The organism is Cryobacterium sp. Sr8 (assembly GCF_004403225.1).
GTDB lineage: Bacteria > Actinomycetota > Actinomycetes > Actinomycetales > Microbacteriaceae > Cryobacterium > Cryobacterium psychrotolerans.
This window is the reverse complement of the sequence record NZ_SOHO01000041.1, coordinates 1-19,829: the sequence shown is the minus strand read 5'-3', so window position 1 is coordinate 19,829 and position 19,829 is coordinate 1. Positions and strand designations below refer to the sequence as shown.

Below are 19,829 nucleotides of genomic sequence, written 5' to 3'. Positions count from 1 at the left end.
GGCATGACGCTGGGGATGACACCGGGCATGGCCTTCCCGCACCTCCACGTCGCCAGTGCGTACTCCCCGCACTACGGCGTGACACTCCCGGAGGCCCTCGCCGAGCAGGCCGCGGCGCAGGGCGCCGGATTCCTCGCCGTGACCGACCGGGACGGCCTCTACGGCGCGATCAAGCACGTGCGCGCGTGCGTGGCGGCGGGCATCCGTCCGGGGCTCGGCGCCGACCTGGCCGTGCATGACGACGAGCACCGGTCCATCGGGCGGGTGGTGGTGCTCGCGCACGGCACCACGTCCGGCCGCGGCTACGCCGCCCTCTGCCGCGCGGTCTCTGCTTGTCATGAAGTCTCTGCTTGTCATGAATCCGGCTCCGCCCACCGGGCCGGCAAGACGCCGTCGATCAACCGGGCCCGCCTCGCCGAGCTGGCCGGCCTCCGCGCCCTCACCGTGCTCATCGGTCCCGATTCCGACGTGGGCGCCGCCCTGCTCCGCCGCGACACCGCCGAGGCGCGCACCCGCCTGGCGTCGTGGCTTCGGGCGATGCCTCCCGGGTCGCTGGTCCTCGAGGTGGTCTGCCACCTCGCCGACTCCGGCCGACCCGGCAGCGTGGCCCCGGCCACCCGGATGCTCGGCCTCGCCGAACACACGGGGCTGCCGGCCGTGCTCACCAACGCCGTTCGCTACGGCACCCCGGAAGAGGCGGTCACGGCCGACCTCGCCGACGCCGCCCGCGCACTCACCCCGCTCGCCCAGCTGGAGCAGCTGCAGTCCAACGGGCAGGCGTGGCTGAAGCCGGCAGCGCTGATGCGGCAGGTCGCCCGGATGGTGGTCGACGCCGGCACCCACGAGGGTGGAGCCCTCGAGCGTCTGCTCCGGGACACCGAACTGCTCGCGGAACGGTGCTCTCTCGACCCGGTCGCCGACATCGGCCTGGGCCGGCCGCGCATGCCGGAGGCGAGCGTCATCGGCGTCACCGGCGACCCGGTCGCCGAGTTGTGGCGGCGCGCGCGGCACGGCATCGACACCCGGTACGCCGGAACCGGCCAGGTCGAGGCCGCGCACGACCGCCTGGCCCACGAGATGGAGACCGTCGAACACCTCGGTTTCGCCAGCTACTTCCTCACCGTGGCCCGGGTCGCGGACCTCATCCGGGACATGGGCGTCCGCATCCAGGCACGCGGCTCCGGCGTGGGCTCCGTGCTCAATTACGCCCTCCACACCTCGTCGGTGGAACCCCTTTCCAATGGGCTGCTCTGGGAGCGATTCCTCTCCCCCGAACGCCAGACCCTGCCTGACATCGACCTGGACGTGGAGTCGGCCAGGCGGCACGACATCTACCGGGCCATCTTCGCCACCTTCGGCAGCGACCGGGTCAGCCTGATGTCGATGACCAACGCCTACCGGGGGCGCGGCGCCGTGCGCGATGCGGGCCTGGCCCTGGGGCTGCCCGACGACCAGGTTGCCGCGATCGCGAAACAGATGTGGCGCTTCAACGCCCGCGACTTCCGGCGCGCCCTCGACGAGAAACCGGAGCTCGAGGCGCTGGCCGCCGAGGTGCGCGAGTCGCAGCAGCTCGACCTGCTCGTCGACCTGACCGCGAAACTCGACCGGCTCCCCCGGCACATCTCGGTGCACCCCTGCGGCGTCATCCTGTCCGACACCTCGCTGCTGGACCGCACCCCGGTGCAGGCATCCGGGATGGGCCTGCCGATGTCCCAGTTCGACAAGCACGACATGGACCCGATGGGCCTGATCAAGCTCGACATCCTCGGCGTGCGCATGCAGTCCGCGATGGCCCACGCCGTCGCCGAGCACCGCCGGCTCACCGGGGAAACCATCGACCTCGACCGGGTGCCGCTGGATGACCCGGAGACCTATGAGCTCATCCGCTCCACCCGCACGCTCGGGATCTTCCAGCTGGAGTCCCCCGGCCAGATGGAGCTGGTCGGCAAGCTGCAGCCCGAGGTGTTCAACGACCTCACCGTCGAGATCTCGCTCTTCCGGCCCGGGCCGATGCAGAACAACATGCCGCTGCTCTACCTGCAGGCGCGGCACGGCGAGGTCGCCCCCGATTACCTGCACCCCCGGTTCGAAGCGATCCTGCGGGAAACCAAGGGTGTCGTCATCTTCCACGAGCAGGTGATGCGCCTCTTCGACGAACTGACCGGCTGCGGCCTGGGCAAGGCGGATGTCTTCCGCCGCCACCTGGGCAAGCCCGACCAGCTCCCCGAGATCGAAGCCTGGCTTCGGGAACGCGCCCTCGAGCGCGGGTTCCCGCCCGCGGTCATCAGCCGGGTCTGGAAGGTGCTCGCCGGGTTCGGCAGCTTCGGGTTCGCCAAGGCCCACGGCGCCGCATTCGCCCTGCCCACCTACCAGTCCGCGTGGTTGAAGACCCACCATCCGGCCGTGTTCCTGGCCGGCCTCCTCACCCACGACCCCGGCATGTGGCCCAAGGACCTGCTCGTCGCCGAGGCGCGCACGCTCGGTGTCCCCGTGCTGGGGCTCGACGTGCAGCACAGCGCCCTCGATTACCGGGTGGAAGAACTCGTCGACGGACGGCAGGGCATCCGGCTGGCGCTGCCGGAACTGGCCGGCAGCAGCGAGACCGAGCGCGCCAGGATCGCCCGGCATCAGCCCTTCACCTCGCTGCAGGACTTCCGGGACCGCGTGCGGCCGAGGCGCAGGTCGTTCGAGGCCCTGGCCCGGGTCGGTGCGCTCGACAGTTTCATCGGGTACGACCGTGATCGCCGCCACGAACTCCTCGCCCACATCCAGGGGCTGCAGGGCACCGCCGTCGCCATCGACGACGACCAGCTCGCCTTCGATGTGGACCTGCCCGTTCCCGACTACCTCGGCGCCGTCACCTCACTCGACCTGCGGGGCCGCACGCAGACCGACCTGGAACTGCGAGACCTCCACCTGGCCATCGGCCACCACCAGATGGAACGCTTCCATTCCCTCTTCGCCGAGCTCGGCGTGACCCCGGCGTCGGCGCTCGGGTCGCTGCCCGGCGGCACCGAGGTGCTCATCGCCGGAGTCCGACGCGCCACCAATACGCCGCCGATGCGGGGCGGACGACGGGTCGTCTTCGTCAGCCTCGACGACGGCACCGGCCCGGTCTCCAACGTGGTCTTCTTCCACGACGCCCAGGAACGCGTCGGCGGGCAGGTGTTCTCGACGAACTACATGCTCGTTCGCGGCCGCACCCGCCGGTCCGGCGCGAAGGGCGTTTCCGTCACCGGTGAGAACCTCTGGGACCTGTTCGAGGTGGCCCGTCAGGTCGCCCAGCGCCAGGCGGCGGATCGGCTGGCGACCGCGAAAGCCGATGCGGCACAGGCCGCGGAGACCGCGGGCGCCCTGCGCACAGCGGAGCCGCACCACAACGTGCACCACCTGTGGCCGGCGACGCGGCGCGCGTGAGCCGAGTCGCCTACCCGCCCTTCGGGTTCTTCCCCCGCCCATTCTGGTCGGGCTTCGGCTTCTCGACCGGCGGTGTGGCGGGCTCCGGCTCGGCGGGCGGCGCCTCCGGCTTCGGCTTGGACGGCGTCGCATCCGGTTTCGGCGCCGCCGGCTTCGGGATCGCCGGCTTCGGGGTCGGTTTCGGCTTCGGCGCCTCCACCTTGCCGATGACCGAGCCGGAGGCCTCCGGGAAGGAACCGCCCCCGTACTTCGCGTTCGCGACCGACATCACGGCCGGCCACATCCGGTGGCGGGCGGTGGCGGCGTAGCCGCTATCGAAGGAGAATTGCCGCTGGTTGAGGGTGCCGGTGACGGCAACGACCCCGACGACCGTGGCGACCTTGGTGGTTGCCCCGCTCATCCAGGTGTCTTTCGCACCGTCAGTGGTTCCCGTCTTGCCGATCATCGGCACCCGGGGGGACGTGTCGGCGTAGGACTGCTGGGCGGTGCCGTTCGTCATCACCCGCTGCATGGCGTAGGTCATGCCGGCGATCAGCTTCGGGTCCAGGGAGCGCTTACAGGTGGTCTTCGGCACCGGAATTTCGGTGCCGTCGACCCCGACGACCCGGTCAATGGCGACCGGTGAGCAGGTGGTGCCCCTGTTGGCGATCCCGGCGAAGGCGACGGCCATCGTCAGCGGCGCGATCTCGTTCGTCCCAATCACCGAGCTGGCGCCCTGATCGAGCGGCTTCCCGTTGGCGCGGTGCACCCCGAACGACTCGGCCGTCTTGCGGATGCCGCAGAGGTCGAGCTTCTTCGCCATCCCGATGAAGCCGGTGTTGATGGAGCCGATCGTCGCCTGCAGCGCGGAGTAGTTCGACCCGGACTCGTTCTGGTCGTTTCGCGGGTTGAACTCCTGGGAGTCGTAGTTCTGCGGCCCGAGGCAGCTGTCCCGGAACGTTCCCCAGTTCGACTTGCGGCGGGTGTCGGACCGTTCGTTGAGGGTGTGCCCCTCCTTGAGCCACTCGGCGAGCGTGAAGACCTTGTAGGTGGACCCCGGCTGGAACCCGCTCGAGCCGCCTTCGGTGAAGTCCGTGTTGTAGTTGATGCCGGTGTAATTGCGGCCCTTCGCCTGCACGGCCGGGTCCTGGCTGTAGTCCTTGTTCTGCACCATCGCGAGCACGCGGCCCGTGCCGACCTGCACGCTGGAGATAACGCCCCCGACGTCGCCCCGCGCGAAGACCTTGGGGATGTTCTTGTTCATCGTGGTGATCGCGGCTCGCTGCAGGTCGAGGTCCAGGGTCGTGTAGACGTTGTAGCCGCCGCGGCGGAATTTGAGCCTGCGCTCTTCCGCATCCTCGCCGAAGACGGGATCGTTCAGCAGCTTCTTCGTGACGTAGTCGCAGAAGTAGGCGCTGGAACCGGCGCTCTGGCAGCCGGTGCTCGGCTCCGTGATCTTCGGCTCGACCGGCGTGGCGACCGCCTCCGTGTACGCCGCCCTCGTGATCTTGTCCTGCTTGTACATCTCCGTGAGGATGTAGTCGCGGCGTTCCCGATTGGCCGCATACCCGTTCGCCGTTCCGTTGCTTGCGCTGGTCGGGTAGTCGAGCTGGAACTTGACCGGGTTGTTCACGATCGCCACCAGGCTCGCGGCCTGCGGCAGGGTCACCTTCGCCGCCGTCGTCCCGTAGTAGTAGTTTGCGGCCGCCTCGATGCCGTACACCGTTCCGCCGAAGCCGGTGATGTTGAGGTACTGCCGAAGGATCTCGTTCTTGGAGTACCGTTTCTCGACGCCGATCGCGAGTCGCATCTCCTTGAGTTTGCGTTCCGGCGTCGTCTCGGTCGCCGCGAAATAGCAGGCGTCGTGTTTCCTGGCATCGGCAATGGCCTCGCACTTCTGCACGAGGACGTTCTTCACATACTGCTGGGTGATGGATGACCCGCCCTGGGTCTGTCCGCCGGCGGCGGTCTTCACGGTCGCTCGCACGGTGCCCTGGAGGTCGACTCCGCTGTGCTCGAAGAAGCGGGGATCTTCGCCTGCGACGGCCGCATCCTTCACGTACTGGCTCATCGAATCGAACGGAACCTCGACCCGGTTCTGGTCGTAGAACGACGCGAGGAGCACCTTCGTCCCGTTGGCCTCGGTGGCGTAGATGTTGCTTTTCTGGGCGAGCTGGTCGATGGCCACGTAGTCGGGCAGGTTTTCGAACACGGTGATCGTGTTCGTCGCGGCCATCCCCGTCACTGCCAGGACCGGGGCGATGCCCGCCGTGACAAGCACGCCCGCCATGGCGCTCACGATCACGAGCCCGATGAATCCGCCGAGCACGCCGCCGGGCGTTCGGTGCTCATCGAACATCGAATTCCGTGACCGTCTGGACATCACCCGACTACCCCCAAACTGGAAGCCTCATCCACCCGCAAGCGGCCGACGGCGAACTCGCCATCGGCAATCCAGCATCATCCGGACGTCGGCTTCGGTCAAGGGGGTCGACAGCCCTCGTTCGAGCTGAGTCCGGTCACAGCAGGCTCCCATCCCACCGTGGCCTAAACTCGGACGGTGACCCAAACACCCGAACCGCGCCTTTTCCGTGAGCAATCCCGTTGGGTGCAGGGTGTCGGATTCATGATCTTCTTCAGCCGCTGGCTGCAGGCACCGCTCTACATCGGCCTGATCCTCGCGCAGATCATCTACGTCGTCGTGTTCATGGTTGAGCTGTTCCACCTCGGCTCCGGCGTGGTGGACTCCCTCCTGAACCCCGGGTCGCACGGGATCGAGATCGACGAAGCCAAGATCATGCTCGCGGTCCTCGGCCTGATCGACGTCGTCATGATCGCGAATCTCCTGATCATGGTCATCATCGGCGGCTACGAAACGTTCGTGTCCAGGATCCGCATCGAGGGCCACCCCGACCAGCCGGAATGGCTTTCCCACGTCAACGCCAACGTGCTCAAAGTCAAGCTCGCGATGGCCATCGTCGGCATCTCGTCGATCCACCTGCTCAAGACGTTCATCGAAGTCGGCGACCTGGCGGCCCGAGGCGCCACACCAAGCGCAGGCCAGGACAACGTCACCGGCGAGACCTACACCTGGGACGGGGTGCTCTGGCAGGTCATCATCCACATGGTCTTCATCCTTTCCGCCATCGCCCTGGCCTGGATCGACCGGATGTCCCAGTCGGCCGGGCACGCGCCGGCGGCCTCCCCGTCCGCCGCCGCACCCGTCCTGGCCGCGGGACCGACGCCGCGCCTGGCCCTGGACGCACCGCACCACGCGAACCCCGCGCTGGGATCGGCGGCCGCGGGCCACCTGCTCCAGCTCGGGCAGCTCCGGGACGCCGGAGTGGTGACCGAGGACGAGTTCGAGGCCAAGAAGTCCGAGCTGCTGGCGCGCCTGTAGCCGGGCCGGGCTGGCGAACTGTGACCGATATGGGTGAGCGAGGGTCCGGCCGGGACACAGAGGCGATGGGCCGCCTCGCTGCAGGCCGCGGCACCGCTCTCCCGGAGTACGTCAACCTGTGGGTCTCGCGGCAGCGCTGGTACGGGGGCACGGGGCGCGTCCCCGCCCTGCGGAGCATCGGCGAGTGGACCCTGCCGGCGACCGAACCCGGGGTGAGCATCCGCACCCACCTCGTGCTCGACACGGCAAGCCCGGAGCTGCCGCTGTTCCAGCTGCCGCTCACCGAGCGCGGATCGCCCCTGGCGCAGGGACAAGCGGCCCTCGTGGGCAGGGGCACCGGGGACGTATTCGTCTACGACGCCCCGCACGACCCGGCGTATGCGCCGGCGCTGATGAGCTTCATCCTGGGCCGGGCAGCCTCCCCAGCCGCCCGGGATCACGACGCGTCCGCCCACGGCGAGACGCTGTCGGCGCACGCGGACGCGGCGACCGTCGTGGCCAGCCGGGTGGTCAGCGGTGAACAGTCCAACACCTCGATCATCGTCGACACCGCCGATGCTCACGGGAATCCCTCCCGTCCGATCATCTGCAAGGTGTTCCGGGCCGTCCACCACGGCGAGAATCCCGATGTCGTCCTGCAGCCCGCCCTGGCCGAGGCCGGTTCCCGGTTCGTGCCGGCCCCGCTCGGCTGTGTGGTGGGTGAGTGGGACGACCCCGGGCAGCCTGGGGGGCGCGCTCGTGGCCACCTGGCATTCGCCCAGGAGTTCCTGCCGGGTGTGGAGGATGCCTGGCGGGTGGCGCTCGGCGCCGCCGAGGCCGGCGAAGATTTCAGCGCCGAGGCACGCACGCTCGGCGAGGCCACCGCCTCCGTGCATGCAGACCTCGCGCGCGCCATGCCGACCCGCGAGGCCACGCCCGAGTTCATCCAGGGCGTGTTGGAGGGCATGCGCGAGCGCCTGCGCGCGGCCGCCCAGGAGGTGCCCGCCCTCGCCGCCCACGGCTCGGCGATCGAGGCCGTCTTCGGCCGGGTGCGGTCGGCTCCCTGGCCCAGGCTTCAGCGCATCCACGGCGACTACCACCTCGGCCAGGTCCTGCATGCCCCGGGGCGAGGCTGGGTCCTGGTGGACTTCGAGGGTGAGCCCCTGCGGCCCATGCACGAACGCGACCAGCCGGATGTCGCCCTGCGCGATGTCGCGGGCATGCTCCGGTCGTTCTCCTACGCGGCGGGCACCATCATCATGGCCCACCCGGAACGCGATCCTGCCCGGGCAGCGGAGTGGGCCGCGGCCTGCCGCCGGGCGTTCCTCGATGGCTACGCGGCACGCTCCGGGCGGGACGCGCGGGGCGACGCGGCCCTCCTCGACGCATTCGAGCTGGACAAGGCCGTCTACGAGACGGTGTACGAGACCCGCAACCGGCCCGCGTGGCTGCCGATCCCCCTGGCCGCGGTCAGGAGCCTCCTCGAGGCGGCCGGCGGCGCCGCCCGCTGAGCCTCGCCACTGCCGCGGTTCCCGGCCCCGGCCGCCGACTCCGACCCGATGGCCGGGGCGACTGGCCGAGAGTACACTCGGCTCCGCCGGCCTGTCCGGTCGGCTCAGCCAGGGGTGTCAGCCCGGGGTGGAGGAGCGAAAATGGTTGCGGTCACCGGGTCGCCGAAGCGCGGGTCACCGCAGCGGCCCGTCATCCTGTTGTCCATCGGGGAGGCCGGCGCCAGGGCCAGCGTGCGTGGCGAGCTGGAACGCCGCTACTCAGCCGATTACCGGATCACGGAGTCTAGCACCGCCGCCCGGGCCGGCGAGGCCTTGCGCGAGGCCGCCAACCGCGGCGAACAGGTGGCTCTGCTGCTGGCGGACGACCCGAGGCTCCTGCCCGGCGGCGAGACGGTTTTCGCCGAGGCGCGACGCCTGTTCCCGGACATCCGGCGCGGGCTCCTGATCAATTGGGGCGCCTGGGCGGATCGGGAAACGGCGGAGAGTGTCCTCCAGCTCATGGCGACGGGCCAGATCGACTACTACGTCATCAGGCCGTGGCAATCGCCCGACGAATACTTCCACCGCACCGTCACCGAGTTCCTCCTCGAGTGGGAGCGGGCGATCGGCCTGCGGCCCCGCGAGGTCACCGTGATCGGAGACGACGCGCAACCGCGAGTCCACGACCTGCGCAGTGTCCTCGCCCGCGGAGGCGTCCCGCACGCCTACGCTGCCCCCGACTCCGACGACGGCAGGAGGATGCTGGCCGAATCCGGAGCGCAGTACGCCGGAGTCCCCCTGGTGTGGGTGCGGGGCGGTCGGATCCTGAGCGACCCGAGCTACGCGGAATTGGCGCAGGCTTACGGGCTGACCACCGAGCTGCCGGAGGCCGCCGAGGTCGACGTCGCGATTGTCGGCGCCGGGCCGGCCGGACTGGCGGCGGCCGTCTACGCGGCATCCGAGGGACTCCGGACCTTCGTGATTGAACGCGAATCGATCGGCGGCCAGGCCGGTTCCAGCTCGCTCATTCGCAATTACCTCGGCTTCGCCCGCGGCATCTCGGGCTCGGAGCTGGCCGCGCGCGCCTACCAGCAGGCGTGGGTATTCGGCGCCGGCTTCGCCCACTCGCGCGACGTCGTCGGCCTCCAGGCCGACGACGTCGCATTCCGGATCACCGTCGCACCAGGGGAGGTTCTTCGCGCGCGGTCGGTCGTGATCGCCGCCGGGGTGTCGTACCGCCGGCTGGCGGTGCCCGAGCTGGCCGAGCACGTCGGCGTCTCGGTTTTCTACGGGGCGTCGGCGGTCGAGGCCCGGGCGCAGGCCGGGAAGGCCGTACACGTCGTCGGCGGAGGCAACTCCGCCGGCCAGGCCGCGCTTCACCTGGCGCGCTATGCCAGGTCGGTCACCCTGCTCGTGCGAGGCCTGACCCTTGCCGAGAGCATGTCCCGGTACCTCATCGACCAGCTCGAGGCCGCCGGCGTCCGGGTGGAGACGAATGTGGAGGTCGTCGGCGGCGGCCCGTCCGGCCGCCTCGATCACCTGGTGCTGCGCGACCGCGCGACCGGCGTCGACCGCGTCGTGCCCAGCGACGCCCTCTTCGTGCTGATCGGGGCCGCGCCCCACACGGAGTGGCTGCCGGAGAGCGTCGTCCGCGACCGCTGGGGGTACATCCTCACCGGCGACGACGTGCTGGCCGAAGGCGGCCGCCGGGCCTGGCCGCACGAACGAGAGCCCGGCGCCCTGGAGTCCTCGCTGCCGGGCGTGTTCGCGGTCGGGGATGTTCGCCGAGGCTCGGTCAAACGGGTCGCGTCCGCGGTCGGCGAAGGTTCGGTCGTCGTGTCCGCCGTGCACGAGTACCTGGCGCGCGCCGGCGCCGGCGACCCACCACGACACACATGAGCCGCGGCACGGGCGCCCCGCCCCTGGCACGGGCCGTCCCGACGGCGGCCCTCCTGCTCGCGCCCCTGGGCGGGCTCGCCCTGCTCGTCTTCCGGCCCGACCTGGACGGCACCTGGGAGCACCACCCGGCACACTTCTGGCTCGTCCTGGGGATCGGCGGAATCAACGCGGCGCTGGCCTACGCGACCGGATCCGCGGCCCGGCTGCGCGGTGACGCCCGGCTGCTGCTCGTGTCGCTCGCGTTCCTCGCCGCCGCGGGCTTCCTCGCCTTGCACGCCCTCGCCACACCCGGGGTGCTTCTCGACGCGCCCAACCCCGGGTTCGTGCTCGCGACGCCCGTCGGCCTGCTCGTCGCGGCCGGGTTCGCCGCCGCCTCGAGCCTGCGCCTCGGCAATGATCGCGCCCTCGCCATCGTGCGGCGGGGTCCCTGGCTGCTCTGGGGGCTCGTGGCCCTGATGCTTGTCTGGGGCGTCGCCTCGCTGGCCGGCGTCGGTCCGCAAGGCCAGGCCGTCGCCGAGAGTGCATCCGGGCCGCTGGTCTGGCTTGCCGTGGCGGGCTTCGCCCTGTACGCCACGGCGGTCTACAACTACCTGCGCCTGCTCCGTTCCGCGGGATCACCACTTCCCCTGGCCATGGCTGCGGCGTTCACGCTGCTGGCCGAGGCGGAGATCGCCATCATCTGGGGCCCGAACTGGCATGCGTCCTGGTGGGAATGGCATCTGCTCATGCTGGCCGCCTTCGTCGTGATCGCCATTGCCGCGCAGCGGTCCTGGCGCGAGGAACGGTGGGCCGGACTGTACCGCGCCGAGACAGCCTCCTCCGAACGACCCATATCGGTAGTCTTCGCCGACCTGCAGGGCTTCACGACGTTCTCCGAGAAGCACTCGCCGGCGCAGGTCACCGAGATGCTCAACCAGTACTTCACCGTGGCGATCCCGCCGATCGTGGCGCGGTTCGGCGGCCAGATCGACCGGATCATCGGCGACGCGATCATGGTGACGTTCAACACCCACGGGGACCAGCCCGACCACGCCCAGCGGGCATCCGGCGCGGCGCTGGCCCTGCAGGCCGCGGCCTCGGCCGTCGCGGAGGCGCACCCGGGCTGGCCTCGGTTCCGTGCGGGGGTCAACACGGGGGTTGCGACAGTGGGAGTCGTCGGAGCCGCAGGCGGACGCACCTACACGGCGATCGGCGACGTCGTGAACGTGGCCTCCCGGCTCGAGGCGCTCGCCCCGGTCGGCGGCGCCGTGGTGAGCAGCGAAACCCTGGCCGGCCTGTCCGGCGCCGAAACGACCCCGCTCGGACGGATCCCGGTGAAGGGGCGCACGGAACCCGTCGACGTGCACCTGCTCGTGGCGCTCTACGCCGAGCAGGACACCTGACTCATGACCCCTGACTGATGACACCTGACTGATGCTCGGACGGGGACCGAGTGTACTGTCGCGAAGAGACAGGGAGGAGCCCCCATGACGGTACTCGTCGGGTACTCGAGCAAATACGGCGCCACCGAGGGCATCGCCGAACGAATCGCGGCCACGCTGCGGGCCGCCGGCCTGGAAGCGGATGCGCGTCCGCTGGCGACCGTGGGCGACCCCGGCGCCTACGATGCCTTCGTGATCGGCGCGGCGGCCTACATGGGCTCGTGGCGCAAGGACGCGACCAGGTTCGTGCGGCGACACCGCGACCTGCTCGCCGCCCGCGCGGTGTGGCTGTTCAGCAGCGGCCCGCTCGGCACGGATCATACGGATTCCGAGGGCCGGGACATGCTCGTGGAGTCACAACCGAAGCAGTTCGCGGAATTCGCGGAGAGCATCGAGCCCCGCAACGTGCAGGTGTTCTCTGGCGCGATGGACCTCTCGAAGCTCCGGGGGCGCGACCGCCTGGTCAGCAAGATTCCGGCGGTCGAGAAGATCCTTCCAGACGGAGACTTCCGGGACTGGCCGGCGATCGACGCGTGGGCGGCAGGCATCGCCCGGGAACTGGCGTCTGCACCGACCGGGACTTAGCCCACCGGGGCCTGGCCCACCGCTCATCCCCGGCGCGGCTCCCAGCGGAAGAATCGCACCGCCAGCGCAGCGGCGCCGGCCGCCCAGGCGAGGAGCACCGCGTAGTGGACCCAGTCCAGCACCGGCCCGCCCGGATCCCAGGCGTCGGCCAGGGCGTTCTGGAGGTGCTTGAGCGGGAACAGCGAGCCGAAGGTGCCGAGCCAGTCCGGTCCTCCGCCGCCGATGAACACGTCGGAGGCGAAGGAGAGCACGAACAGGAACATCAGTCCCACCGCTCCGACGGCGCGAGCGTTGGGCACCAGTGCCGCCAGCAGGAATCCGCAGGCGGCCAGTGCGAGCGTCCCGATCAGGATGACCAGCGCCCCGAGAGCCAGGCCCGCCGCCGGGATCCGCAGTCCGAAGAAGACGTACCCGGTGGCCGCGACGAGCACGGCGATCAGGAAGGTCAGGGCCAGCCCAGCGGCGGTGACCTCGACGAGGTACTGGCTCGCCGACAGCGGCGTGCCGCGCAGGCGCTTGAGCCCGCCCCGGTCGCGCGCGCGGGCGACCGCCTCTGGCAGGTTCATGAACACGGCCGTGCCGGCCCCCCAGGTGATCATGCTGGCGGCGAAGAAGGTGGCGAACGGCATCCCGCCCGGCAGCAGCGCGTATTGCCCGACCGGGATGACGACGAAGAGGAGGGATCCCGGATCGCGCCAGGTTGCCCGGTTCGCTGCACGCGCCTGGTCGAAGACCAGCCGCGACGCCGAAGGTCGCCGGACCGTGCGGGGCGGGCTGGTGTCGCCGGCGTTCCCACGCCCGGTCGGCACGGTTCGGGCGGCGCCCGGTTCGCGCGTGCGCACGGCGCCCGGCTGCCGGCGAAACGCCCACGCTGCGACGAGGGTGCCGGCAACCCCCCCAGCCCGCGATGATCGCCAACGCGCCCAGGTCCCAGCCGAAGCCGTCCTCGAACGGGTCGAACTGTGCCTTCAAGGCATCCGTGTAGGGCTTGAGCGGGAACACGGAGGCGACGCGCGACAGCCAGTCGGGAAGCTCGCCGCCGATGACGAACATGCCGGAGATGAAGGCCAGCACGATGGATGCGCCGATAGCGATCGCTTGTGCCATGGCGGCCGTGGCGGACACGGTGGCGACGGCCAGGCCGAGCGCGGAGAAGGACGCGAGGCCCACCAGGACGGTTACCAGCAGGGCCGGTGCGGTCTCCGCCCGCACCTCCACGCCGTAGGCGACGACGGCGACCGTCAGGGTGACCGCGAGGGAGGCCAAGGCGAAGATGAGGGCGGCGCCGATCTGCCCGACCAGGTAGGCCCAGGCGGGCAGCGGTGTTCCGCGCAGGCGCTTGAGCACGCCGCCCTCCCTGGCCTCGGACAGCGAGGTCGCCAGGGTGGGAAAGGTGGCGAAAAAGGTGCCCATCGCCACCGCAACCGGCGTGGCGAACTGCATCACGCGAACGCCGGATACCGCGTCGACGGTCTCATTCCCGGCCACGATGCCGATGACCACAAGCCACACGATGGGCATCGCGAACGTGAAGATGAGAACCATCCTGGTTCGCCAGAGAGCCCTGACCGCATAACCGATCTGGTCCAGGGCCAGTCGAGCCGCGGCCGGACGCCCCGCCTGGATCGCCTGGGCCGTCGCGGCCGGCCCGGTCATGGCTGCCGCGACGAAGCCGGTGCTGAGACGTCCTCCCCGGTGCCCTCGCCCCCGATCAGCGCCAGGTAGGCGTCCTCAAGGGACGGGCGGCGCACGCTCAGCGCGGGCAGTTCCACCCCGCGGTCCAGGGCCCACCCCGTCAGGGTGTGGAGCACGAAGGCCGGACGGTTTGTTTCCATGGCCCATCCTGCGCCATCCGCGGCGGGGGCCGCCCCCAGCGGCGGGAGTTCCCCGATGCCCACGTCATCCGGCAGTCGGAAGGAGACCACGGCGGCGTGATGCTCGGCGGCGAGTTCGTCGGGCGTGCCCAGCGCCACCAGCCGTCCGCACGATCACGGCAACTCGGTCGGCGAGGTGTTCGGCCTCGTCCAGGTTGTGCGTGGTCAGCAACACCGTCTTGCCCAGGTCTCGCAGCCCTTCGACGAGGCCCCAGGCACGTCGACGCGCCGACGGATCGAAGCCGGTCGTCGGTTCGTCCAGGAACAGCATTTCCGGGTCCCCCACGAGTCCCAGGGCGAGATCCAGTCGTCGGCGCTGCCCACCGGACAGCGTCTTGACGCGCGCGTTCTGCTTGTCGGTCAAGCCGACCTGTGCGATCACCGTCTCCACTCCCAGGCGCCGGGGATACATGCCTCGGTACAGGCTCACGAGCTCCCGCACCGTGAAATCCTCGTCGAATCCCGCCTCCTGGAGCACGATTCCGATCCGTTCCCGGAAATCTCGCCCGCCGGTCTGCGGATCGAAGCCCAGCACGCGAACGGTGCCGCCGTCGGGGCGGTGGTGTCCCTCCATGATTTCCATGGCTGTGGTCTTGCCGGCACCGTTCGGGCCGAGAAGAGCGAAGATCTCTCCCTGTTCGATCGTGAACGACAGGTCATCGACCACCGTCACCCCGCATACTGCTTTCGAAGCCTGTCGACCTTGACCGCAAGCACGGCATCACTCCTCTGCGCTGAACCCCGTGTGCCCGATATTAAACCCGGCGCCGCGGGGTCGATAGGTCTGGTTCCGCGGGCCCTAGCGAAGACCGACAGTCGGGATTAAAATGATAGCGAGAGCCCCGGCGGCAAAGGAGATGAGAATCGACTCTGTGTGACCCGGGGCTCTCCTCATGCCTCCCGGCCTGAGCCTCAGCAGGATGCCTGGGGCTCAGCACGGATCTCCCACATGTGGATCACACACGCCTGGATCACACAGGCCTGGATCACACACGCCTGGATCGCACACGCATGGATCCCGGCACACCGTCCCGATCTCTCGTCACGCGCAGCGCACGAGGCGAATGAGGGACTTCACGTAGTGACCACATTGGCCCCATGCAGGGGCCTGTCAAGGTGCCAATCGGGCCCAATATTTTGCCCCCTGTTTGGGGGTGCGCGCCTTCCGCACATCCGGCTAGCCTTGCGTTGCGTCGTACCCGAACGGCGCGAGCGCCCCGGCCACCCATCCCAGGCGCTCACCTTCTTCGAAGGAAAAATTGTGACTTTTGCGAACCCGAAATTGGCCTCTGCACACAACCGACGCATTGCGTCCGTCACGGCATTGGTGGTGGCGGTGACCGGCGTCCTGACGGTCGCCGAGGCGCCACCGGCCAGCGCAGACCCCGGCGGCATCGTAGTCTCTGAGCTCAACTATCACGCCGGCTCCGACCTCGACACCGACGACTACCTGGAGTTGACTAACACGTCGACCACCGGAATCGACCTGTCGGGCTGGTCCTTCAGCGCCGGCATCACGGCGATACTCGCTGCGGGCAGCACCGTCCCGGCCGGCGGGCGCTACGTCCTGGCCAAGGATGCGGTGCAGTTCCAGGCCACCTACGGCTTCGCCCCCGACGCTGTGTATGGCGGCAACCTGAGCAACGGCGGTGAAACGGTCACCCTCGTCGACGGCGCACTGGCCACGATCGACACCGTTACCTACGCCGATGTGGCCCCCTGGCCCTCGACCCCGGACGGCACCGGCCCTTCGCTCGAGCTGCGGGACCTCCTCTCTGAGAACACCATCGCCGCAGCCTGGGGCGCAAGCCTGGTCGCCGGCGGCACGCCCGGCGCCCTCAACTCGATCAACGGCACCGGACCGGCACCGGTCGTGACGGAGCTGGCGGCCAACCCGGCCCGGCCCGCCGCGAACCAGGCAGTCGTCGTCTCGGCCCGGCTCCAGGTCGGCTCCACAGCCTCGCTCACCTACAAGGTCATGTTCGGGAGCGACGTCGCCGTCGACTTCCTGGACAACGCGGCGAGCCCCGGGGGCGCCGGCGACGGCGTCTACACGGCCACGATCCCCGGCCAGACCGCCGGCAAGCTGATCCGCTACCGCGTCGACGCCGCCTCCGGAGGCAAGGCCTACTCGGCCCCGGCGACGGGTGACTCCGTCCGCTACCGCGGGGTGGTCGTCCTGAACTCGGGCGTGACCAGCCAGCTGCCGGTGATCGAGTGGTTCATGGAGGATTCCGTTTACGACAACATCCTCGCCAACCACCGCCAGGACGATTTCCAGGGCGCGGCCGTCTGGGCCTACAACGGCCAGGTCATCGACGGCGTGCTGATGAACATCCGCGGCAACTCCTCGCGCACCGCGGCGAAGGTCAACTGGAAGGTCGAGCTGCCCAAGGGTTACGACTTCAACCTCGGCGGTCAGCTGCCCTATCCCCTCGACGAGTTCGCGCTGCAGAACTACTCCGACAACTTCGCCGATGTCGGCTGGGCCACCGTCAACGCGGCCGGAGCGCGCGGCCTGAACATCATCCCGGTGCGCACGCAGCGCAACGGCTCCTTCTGGAGCCTCGGACGGATCATGGAGACCGAAGACGGCTCGTGGCGCGACGCCCAGGGCGTCGACAATTGGGCCATCTACAAGGGTGACGGCGGCAGCCTCTCCCGGACGTCGTCTCCGGCGGCCCTCGAGGCGTCCCTCTGGCTCGACAAGAAGGCCCGCAAGGACGAGGACTTCTCCGACGCCTGGGCGCTGACCAATGCAGTGGATGCGTCGGCCTCCGCCGCGCAACAGGCGTGGATCTACCAAAACGTCAACATCCCCGAACTCGTCAACTACATGGCGATCAACTCGATCATCCGCCACTCGGACAGCGGCTGGTACAACTGGTTCATCGCCAGGGACACCGAAGGGACCGGGCGCTGGGAGATGTGGCACTGGGACCTGAACTGGATCTTCACCACTCCGGCGAGGGACGGCAAGGGTCTCTTCCTCACGCCGGACACGAGCAACAGGTTCACCCAGGCCATGCTCAAGTACCCGGAGATCCGCGCCATGTTCTTCCGGCGGCTTCGCACCCTGTCCGACCAGTTCCTGACGACCGGGAAATACGAAGCCCAGTGGGACGCGATCTCGTCCCGCACGACGCCGGACTGGAACCTGGACAGGACCAAGTGGGGCGGATATACCCCGTCCTCGGCCCGGAGCGCGTTCATCGCGGGCCTGGCAGACCGGCGCAACGCCATCAACAACAACACCGGCTCCGGCTCCGGCAAGCCCGTGCCCACGTCCCAGTCCAGCACCGCCAACGTCGTGATCAATGAGATCCAGTACCACCCGACCGGCACCGGCGGGGAGTACATCGAACTCGCCAACCCGGGCACGACGGCGGTCGATATCTCGGGCTGGACGATCAACGCCGTCGGCCTCACGATTCAGGCCGGCACCGTCATCCCGGCCGGCGGCCGCGTGGTCTTCGTGGCCAATGACGCGGCGTTCCGCCAGCGCTACACCGCCGCCAACCGGTTCGTCGGCGGTGAGTTCACCGGAACGCTCGACGACTCCGGCGAAGCCGTCGTGTTGGAGCAGGGTACCCGCGTAGTCGACTCCGTCAGTTACTCGAACGTGGCGCCGTGGCCGACCGCGGCCGACGGCACCGGGCCGTCGCTCGAGCTGGCGTCGCCCACGGCCGACAACTCGGTACCGTCCAACTGGCGGGCACTCTCGACCACAGGCGGCACGCCCGGCCTGGCCAACACCACGGGCGGAGGGCCGGTCAACGCCGCTCCGACCGCGGCGTTCACGACCACGGCCAACCTGCTCACGGTCAGCGTCAGTGGGTCGGGTTCCTCAGATCCGGACGGCACCATTGCCTCGTACGCCTGGAATTTCGGCGATGGCGCGACTGCGGCCGGCGTGAGCGCCAGCCACACCTACGCCGCCGCCGGAACGTACACGGTGACCCTGACGGTGACGGACAACGCCGGCGCGATCGGCACAACCAGCAACACCGTCACCGTCGCCACCTCGCCTCCGCCACCGCCGCCGGCAGGCGACGTCCTGGCCCAGGATTCGTTCACCCGAACCGTCACCGGCGGCCTCGGCTCGGCCGAGGTCGGTGGGGCCTGGACGACGACCAGCGGACCCGCCTACGCGGTTTCCAGCGGCGCCGCTCGGGTGACCTCGTCCGCGGGGAGCAAGCGGAACGCCTACCTCAGCGGCGTGTCCTCGAGTGACACCGAGCTCCGCGCGACGGCGAGCTTCGCCCGGCCGACGACCAGCAGCATCTATGTCGGCCTCGTCGGTCGCCGCGTGGGAACCTCGGAGTACGGGGCCCGCGTCGTCATCGGGTCGAGCGGGAGCGTGGTGCTGCAACTGCAGCGCGACACCGACACGATCCTGAACGCAGCGACGGTTTCCGGGCTCACCTTCGCCTCAGGCGACACCCTCCAGTTCCGCCTGCAGGTGGTGGGCACCTCGCCGACCACCCTCCGGGCAAAGGTCTGGAAGGTGGGAACGACAGAGCCCTCGACGTGGCAGGTTGCGGCGACCGACGCGACCGCCGCACTCCAGGCAGCCGGCTCGGTCGGCCTGTACAGCTACCTCAGCCGGACCGCTCTCCCCACCCCCGTCGTCGTTTCCTATGACGACCTGTGGGCCGGTCCCACCGGGTAGCCCGGGACCTGATCCGGACATGTCGGCCGCTTTCGCCATCCAGCCCCTGCTGGCGAAAGCGGCCGATGCTGGTGCAGCCGGGCCGCCGGCGCCTAACCTGTGGCCGACGGCGCCAGGAAATCCTCGAAGTGCACGACCGGTGACGCGTCGGGAGCGGGCCTCGAGAAGAGGTACCCCTGGCCGAAGCGGCAACCCATGGCCTGCAACAGCTCCAGTTGGCCGGTCGTTTCGATGCCCTCGGCGACGACGTCCAGCTTCAAGGAGTCCGCCAACCGCACGACGCCCTCCACGATCGCCCGATCGTGCGCGGAGGTTTCGATATCGCGCACGAACGTCAGATCGATCTTCAACAGGTCGACATCGAATTCCCGGAGGTGGGTGAACGACGAGTAGCCCGTGCCGAAGTCGTCGATGGCCAGGCGCACACCGATGCCGCGGAGTTCCTGGAACGTCCGGGCGGCCGAGCCGATCGCGTCCATCACGGCGCTTTCGGTCAGCTCCAGCCAGAGTTGGTTCGGAGCCAGCCCGGAGCTGCTGAGCGCCCGCTTGACCACCGCACCGAAGTCGTCGCGCACGAACTGGTGCGGAGACACGTTGACGCTGACAGCCATACCGCGCTCCAGCACGGTGGCCGCCAGGCACGCCTGGCCCAGGACCGTGCTCCCGATCTGCTTGATCAGGCCAACCTCCTCGGCGATCGGGATGAATTCGCCCGGCATCACCAGCCCGCGATCGGGCCGACGCCAACGCGCCAGCGCTTCGGTGGCCACAACCCTCCGCTCCCGCAGGTCNTCCGCTCCCGCAGGTCCACGATCGGCTGGTACCAGGTCTCGATCTGCCCCAGTTCGACCGCACTGCGCAGGGCGATCTCGGTGTCCAGCCGCCGGTCGATCCGACCACGCAGATCGTCGTCGAAAACCTCGAACCGAGCGCGCCCGCGGTCCTTCGCCAGGTACATGGCCTGGTCCGCGTTCCGCAGCAACGACTCGGGGTCGTCGTGGCCAACGCCGAAGGCGATGCCGATGCTCGCATCCACGGATGCGACGTGATCGCCGATCCGGATCGGCCGGGCGATGGACTTCTGGAGCGCATCCGCAAGCTGGGCGACATCCC

The 19,829-nt window shown here is 69.6% G+C and carries 13 protein-coding genes and 1 pseudogene; 7 read left to right on the top strand and 7 right to left on the bottom strand.

The window, feature by feature from the left end; genetic code table 11:
- The first annotated feature begins 3 nt into the window (after positions 1-3).
- Entirely contained in the window at positions 4-3,417 is a 3,414-nt protein-coding gene (locus E3T54_RS07415; protein WP_241977110.1) for a DNA polymerase III subunit alpha, read from the top strand.
- Positions 3,418-3,427: 10 nt separating this feature from the next.
- Here E3T54_RS07415 and E3T54_RS07410 read toward each other — a convergent pair whose 3' ends face one another.
- The gene (locus E3T54_RS07410) at positions 3,428-5,755 is read right to left on the bottom strand and encodes a transglycosylase domain-containing protein (RefSeq protein WP_166804860.1); all 2,328 of its coding nucleotides are present in this window, start codon (positions 5,753-5,755) and stop codon (positions 3,428-3,430) included.
- Positions 5,756-5,956: 201 nt separating this feature from the next.
- On the opposite strand from E3T54_RS07410, the gene E3T54_RS07405 reads away from it, so the two are divergent.
- From E3T54_RS07405 to E3T54_RS07385, 5 genes are all read left to right on the top strand, one after another.
- A complete protein-coding gene (locus E3T54_RS07405; protein WP_241977109.1) occupies positions 5,957-6,796 on the top strand; it encodes a TIGR00645 family protein in 840 nt (279 codons plus the stop codon).
- Between the two features lie 29 nt (positions 6,797-6,825).
- Positions 6,826-8,286, top strand: coding sequence for a phosphotransferase (locus tag E3T54_RS07400; RefSeq protein WP_241977108.1), 1,461 nt, complete (start codon positions 6,826-6,828; stop codon positions 8,284-8,286).
- 141 nt (positions 8,287-8,427) lie between these two features.
- Positions 8,428-10,164: an FAD-dependent oxidoreductase gene (locus E3T54_RS07395; protein ID WP_134475165.1), complete on the top strand. Its 1,737-nt coding sequence runs from the start codon at positions 8,428-8,430 to the stop codon at positions 10,162-10,164.
- A complete protein-coding gene (locus E3T54_RS07390) occupies positions 10,161-11,546 on the top strand; it encodes an adenylate/guanylate cyclase domain-containing protein (protein ID WP_134475164.1) in 1,386 nt (461 codons plus the stop codon). The genes E3T54_RS07395 and E3T54_RS07390 overlap by 4 nt, the downstream gene beginning before the upstream one ends.
- Before the next feature lie 84 nt (positions 11,547-11,630).
- Positions 11,631-12,170, top strand: a complete 540-nt coding sequence (locus tag E3T54_RS07385; RefSeq protein ID WP_134475163.1) for a flavodoxin domain-containing protein — start codon at positions 11,631-11,633, stop codon at positions 12,168-12,170.
- 23 nt (positions 12,171-12,193) lie between these two features.
- Here E3T54_RS07385 and E3T54_RS07380 read toward each other — a convergent pair whose 3' ends face one another.
- The 4 genes and pseudogenes from E3T54_RS07380 to E3T54_RS07370 form a co-directional block, all read right to left on the bottom strand.
- Positions 12,194-13,012, bottom strand: coding sequence for an ABC transporter permease (locus E3T54_RS07380; RefSeq protein ID WP_134475162.1), 819 nt, complete (start codon positions 13,010-13,012; stop codon positions 12,194-12,196).
- A 124-nt stretch (positions 13,013-13,136) separates the two neighbouring features.
- Positions 13,137-13,691 (bottom strand): annotated as a pseudogene (locus E3T54_RS17685) (ABC transporter permease); the annotation flags it as partial.
- 131 nt (positions 13,692-13,822) lie between these two features.
- Positions 13,823-14,005 (bottom strand): hypothetical protein, encoded by a 183-nt coding sequence (locus tag E3T54_RS17060; protein ID WP_198414446.1) that lies wholly within the window; start codon positions 14,003-14,005, stop codon positions 13,823-13,825.
- Between the two features lie 64 nt (positions 14,006-14,069).
- Complete coding sequence (locus E3T54_RS07370; RefSeq protein WP_198414445.1) at positions 14,070-14,717, bottom strand: ABC transporter ATP-binding protein; 648 nt, start codon at positions 14,715-14,717, stop codon at positions 14,070-14,072.
- A gap of 588 nt (positions 14,718-15,305) precedes the next feature.
- Here E3T54_RS07370 and E3T54_RS07365 point away from each other — a divergent pair.
- On the top strand, positions 15,306-18,716 hold the full coding sequence (locus E3T54_RS07365) for a lamin tail domain-containing protein (protein WP_166804859.1): 3,411 nt from the start codon (positions 15,306-15,308) through the stop codon (positions 18,714-18,716).
- Between the two features lie 92 nt (positions 18,717-18,808).
- On the opposite strand, the gene E3T54_RS07360 is transcribed toward E3T54_RS07365, so the two are convergent.
- Both E3T54_RS07360 and E3T54_RS16755 read right to left on the bottom strand, forming a co-directional pair.
- A complete protein-coding gene (locus E3T54_RS07360) occupies positions 18,809-19,486 on the bottom strand; it encodes an EAL domain-containing protein (RefSeq protein ID WP_166804858.1) in 678 nt (225 codons plus the stop codon).
- Positions 19,435-19,829 (bottom strand): diguanylate cyclase domain-containing protein (locus E3T54_RS16755; protein ID WP_166804857.1); only part of this gene is annotated, 395 nt, incomplete at its 5' end. The genes E3T54_RS07360 and E3T54_RS16755, both read right to left, overlap by 52 nt.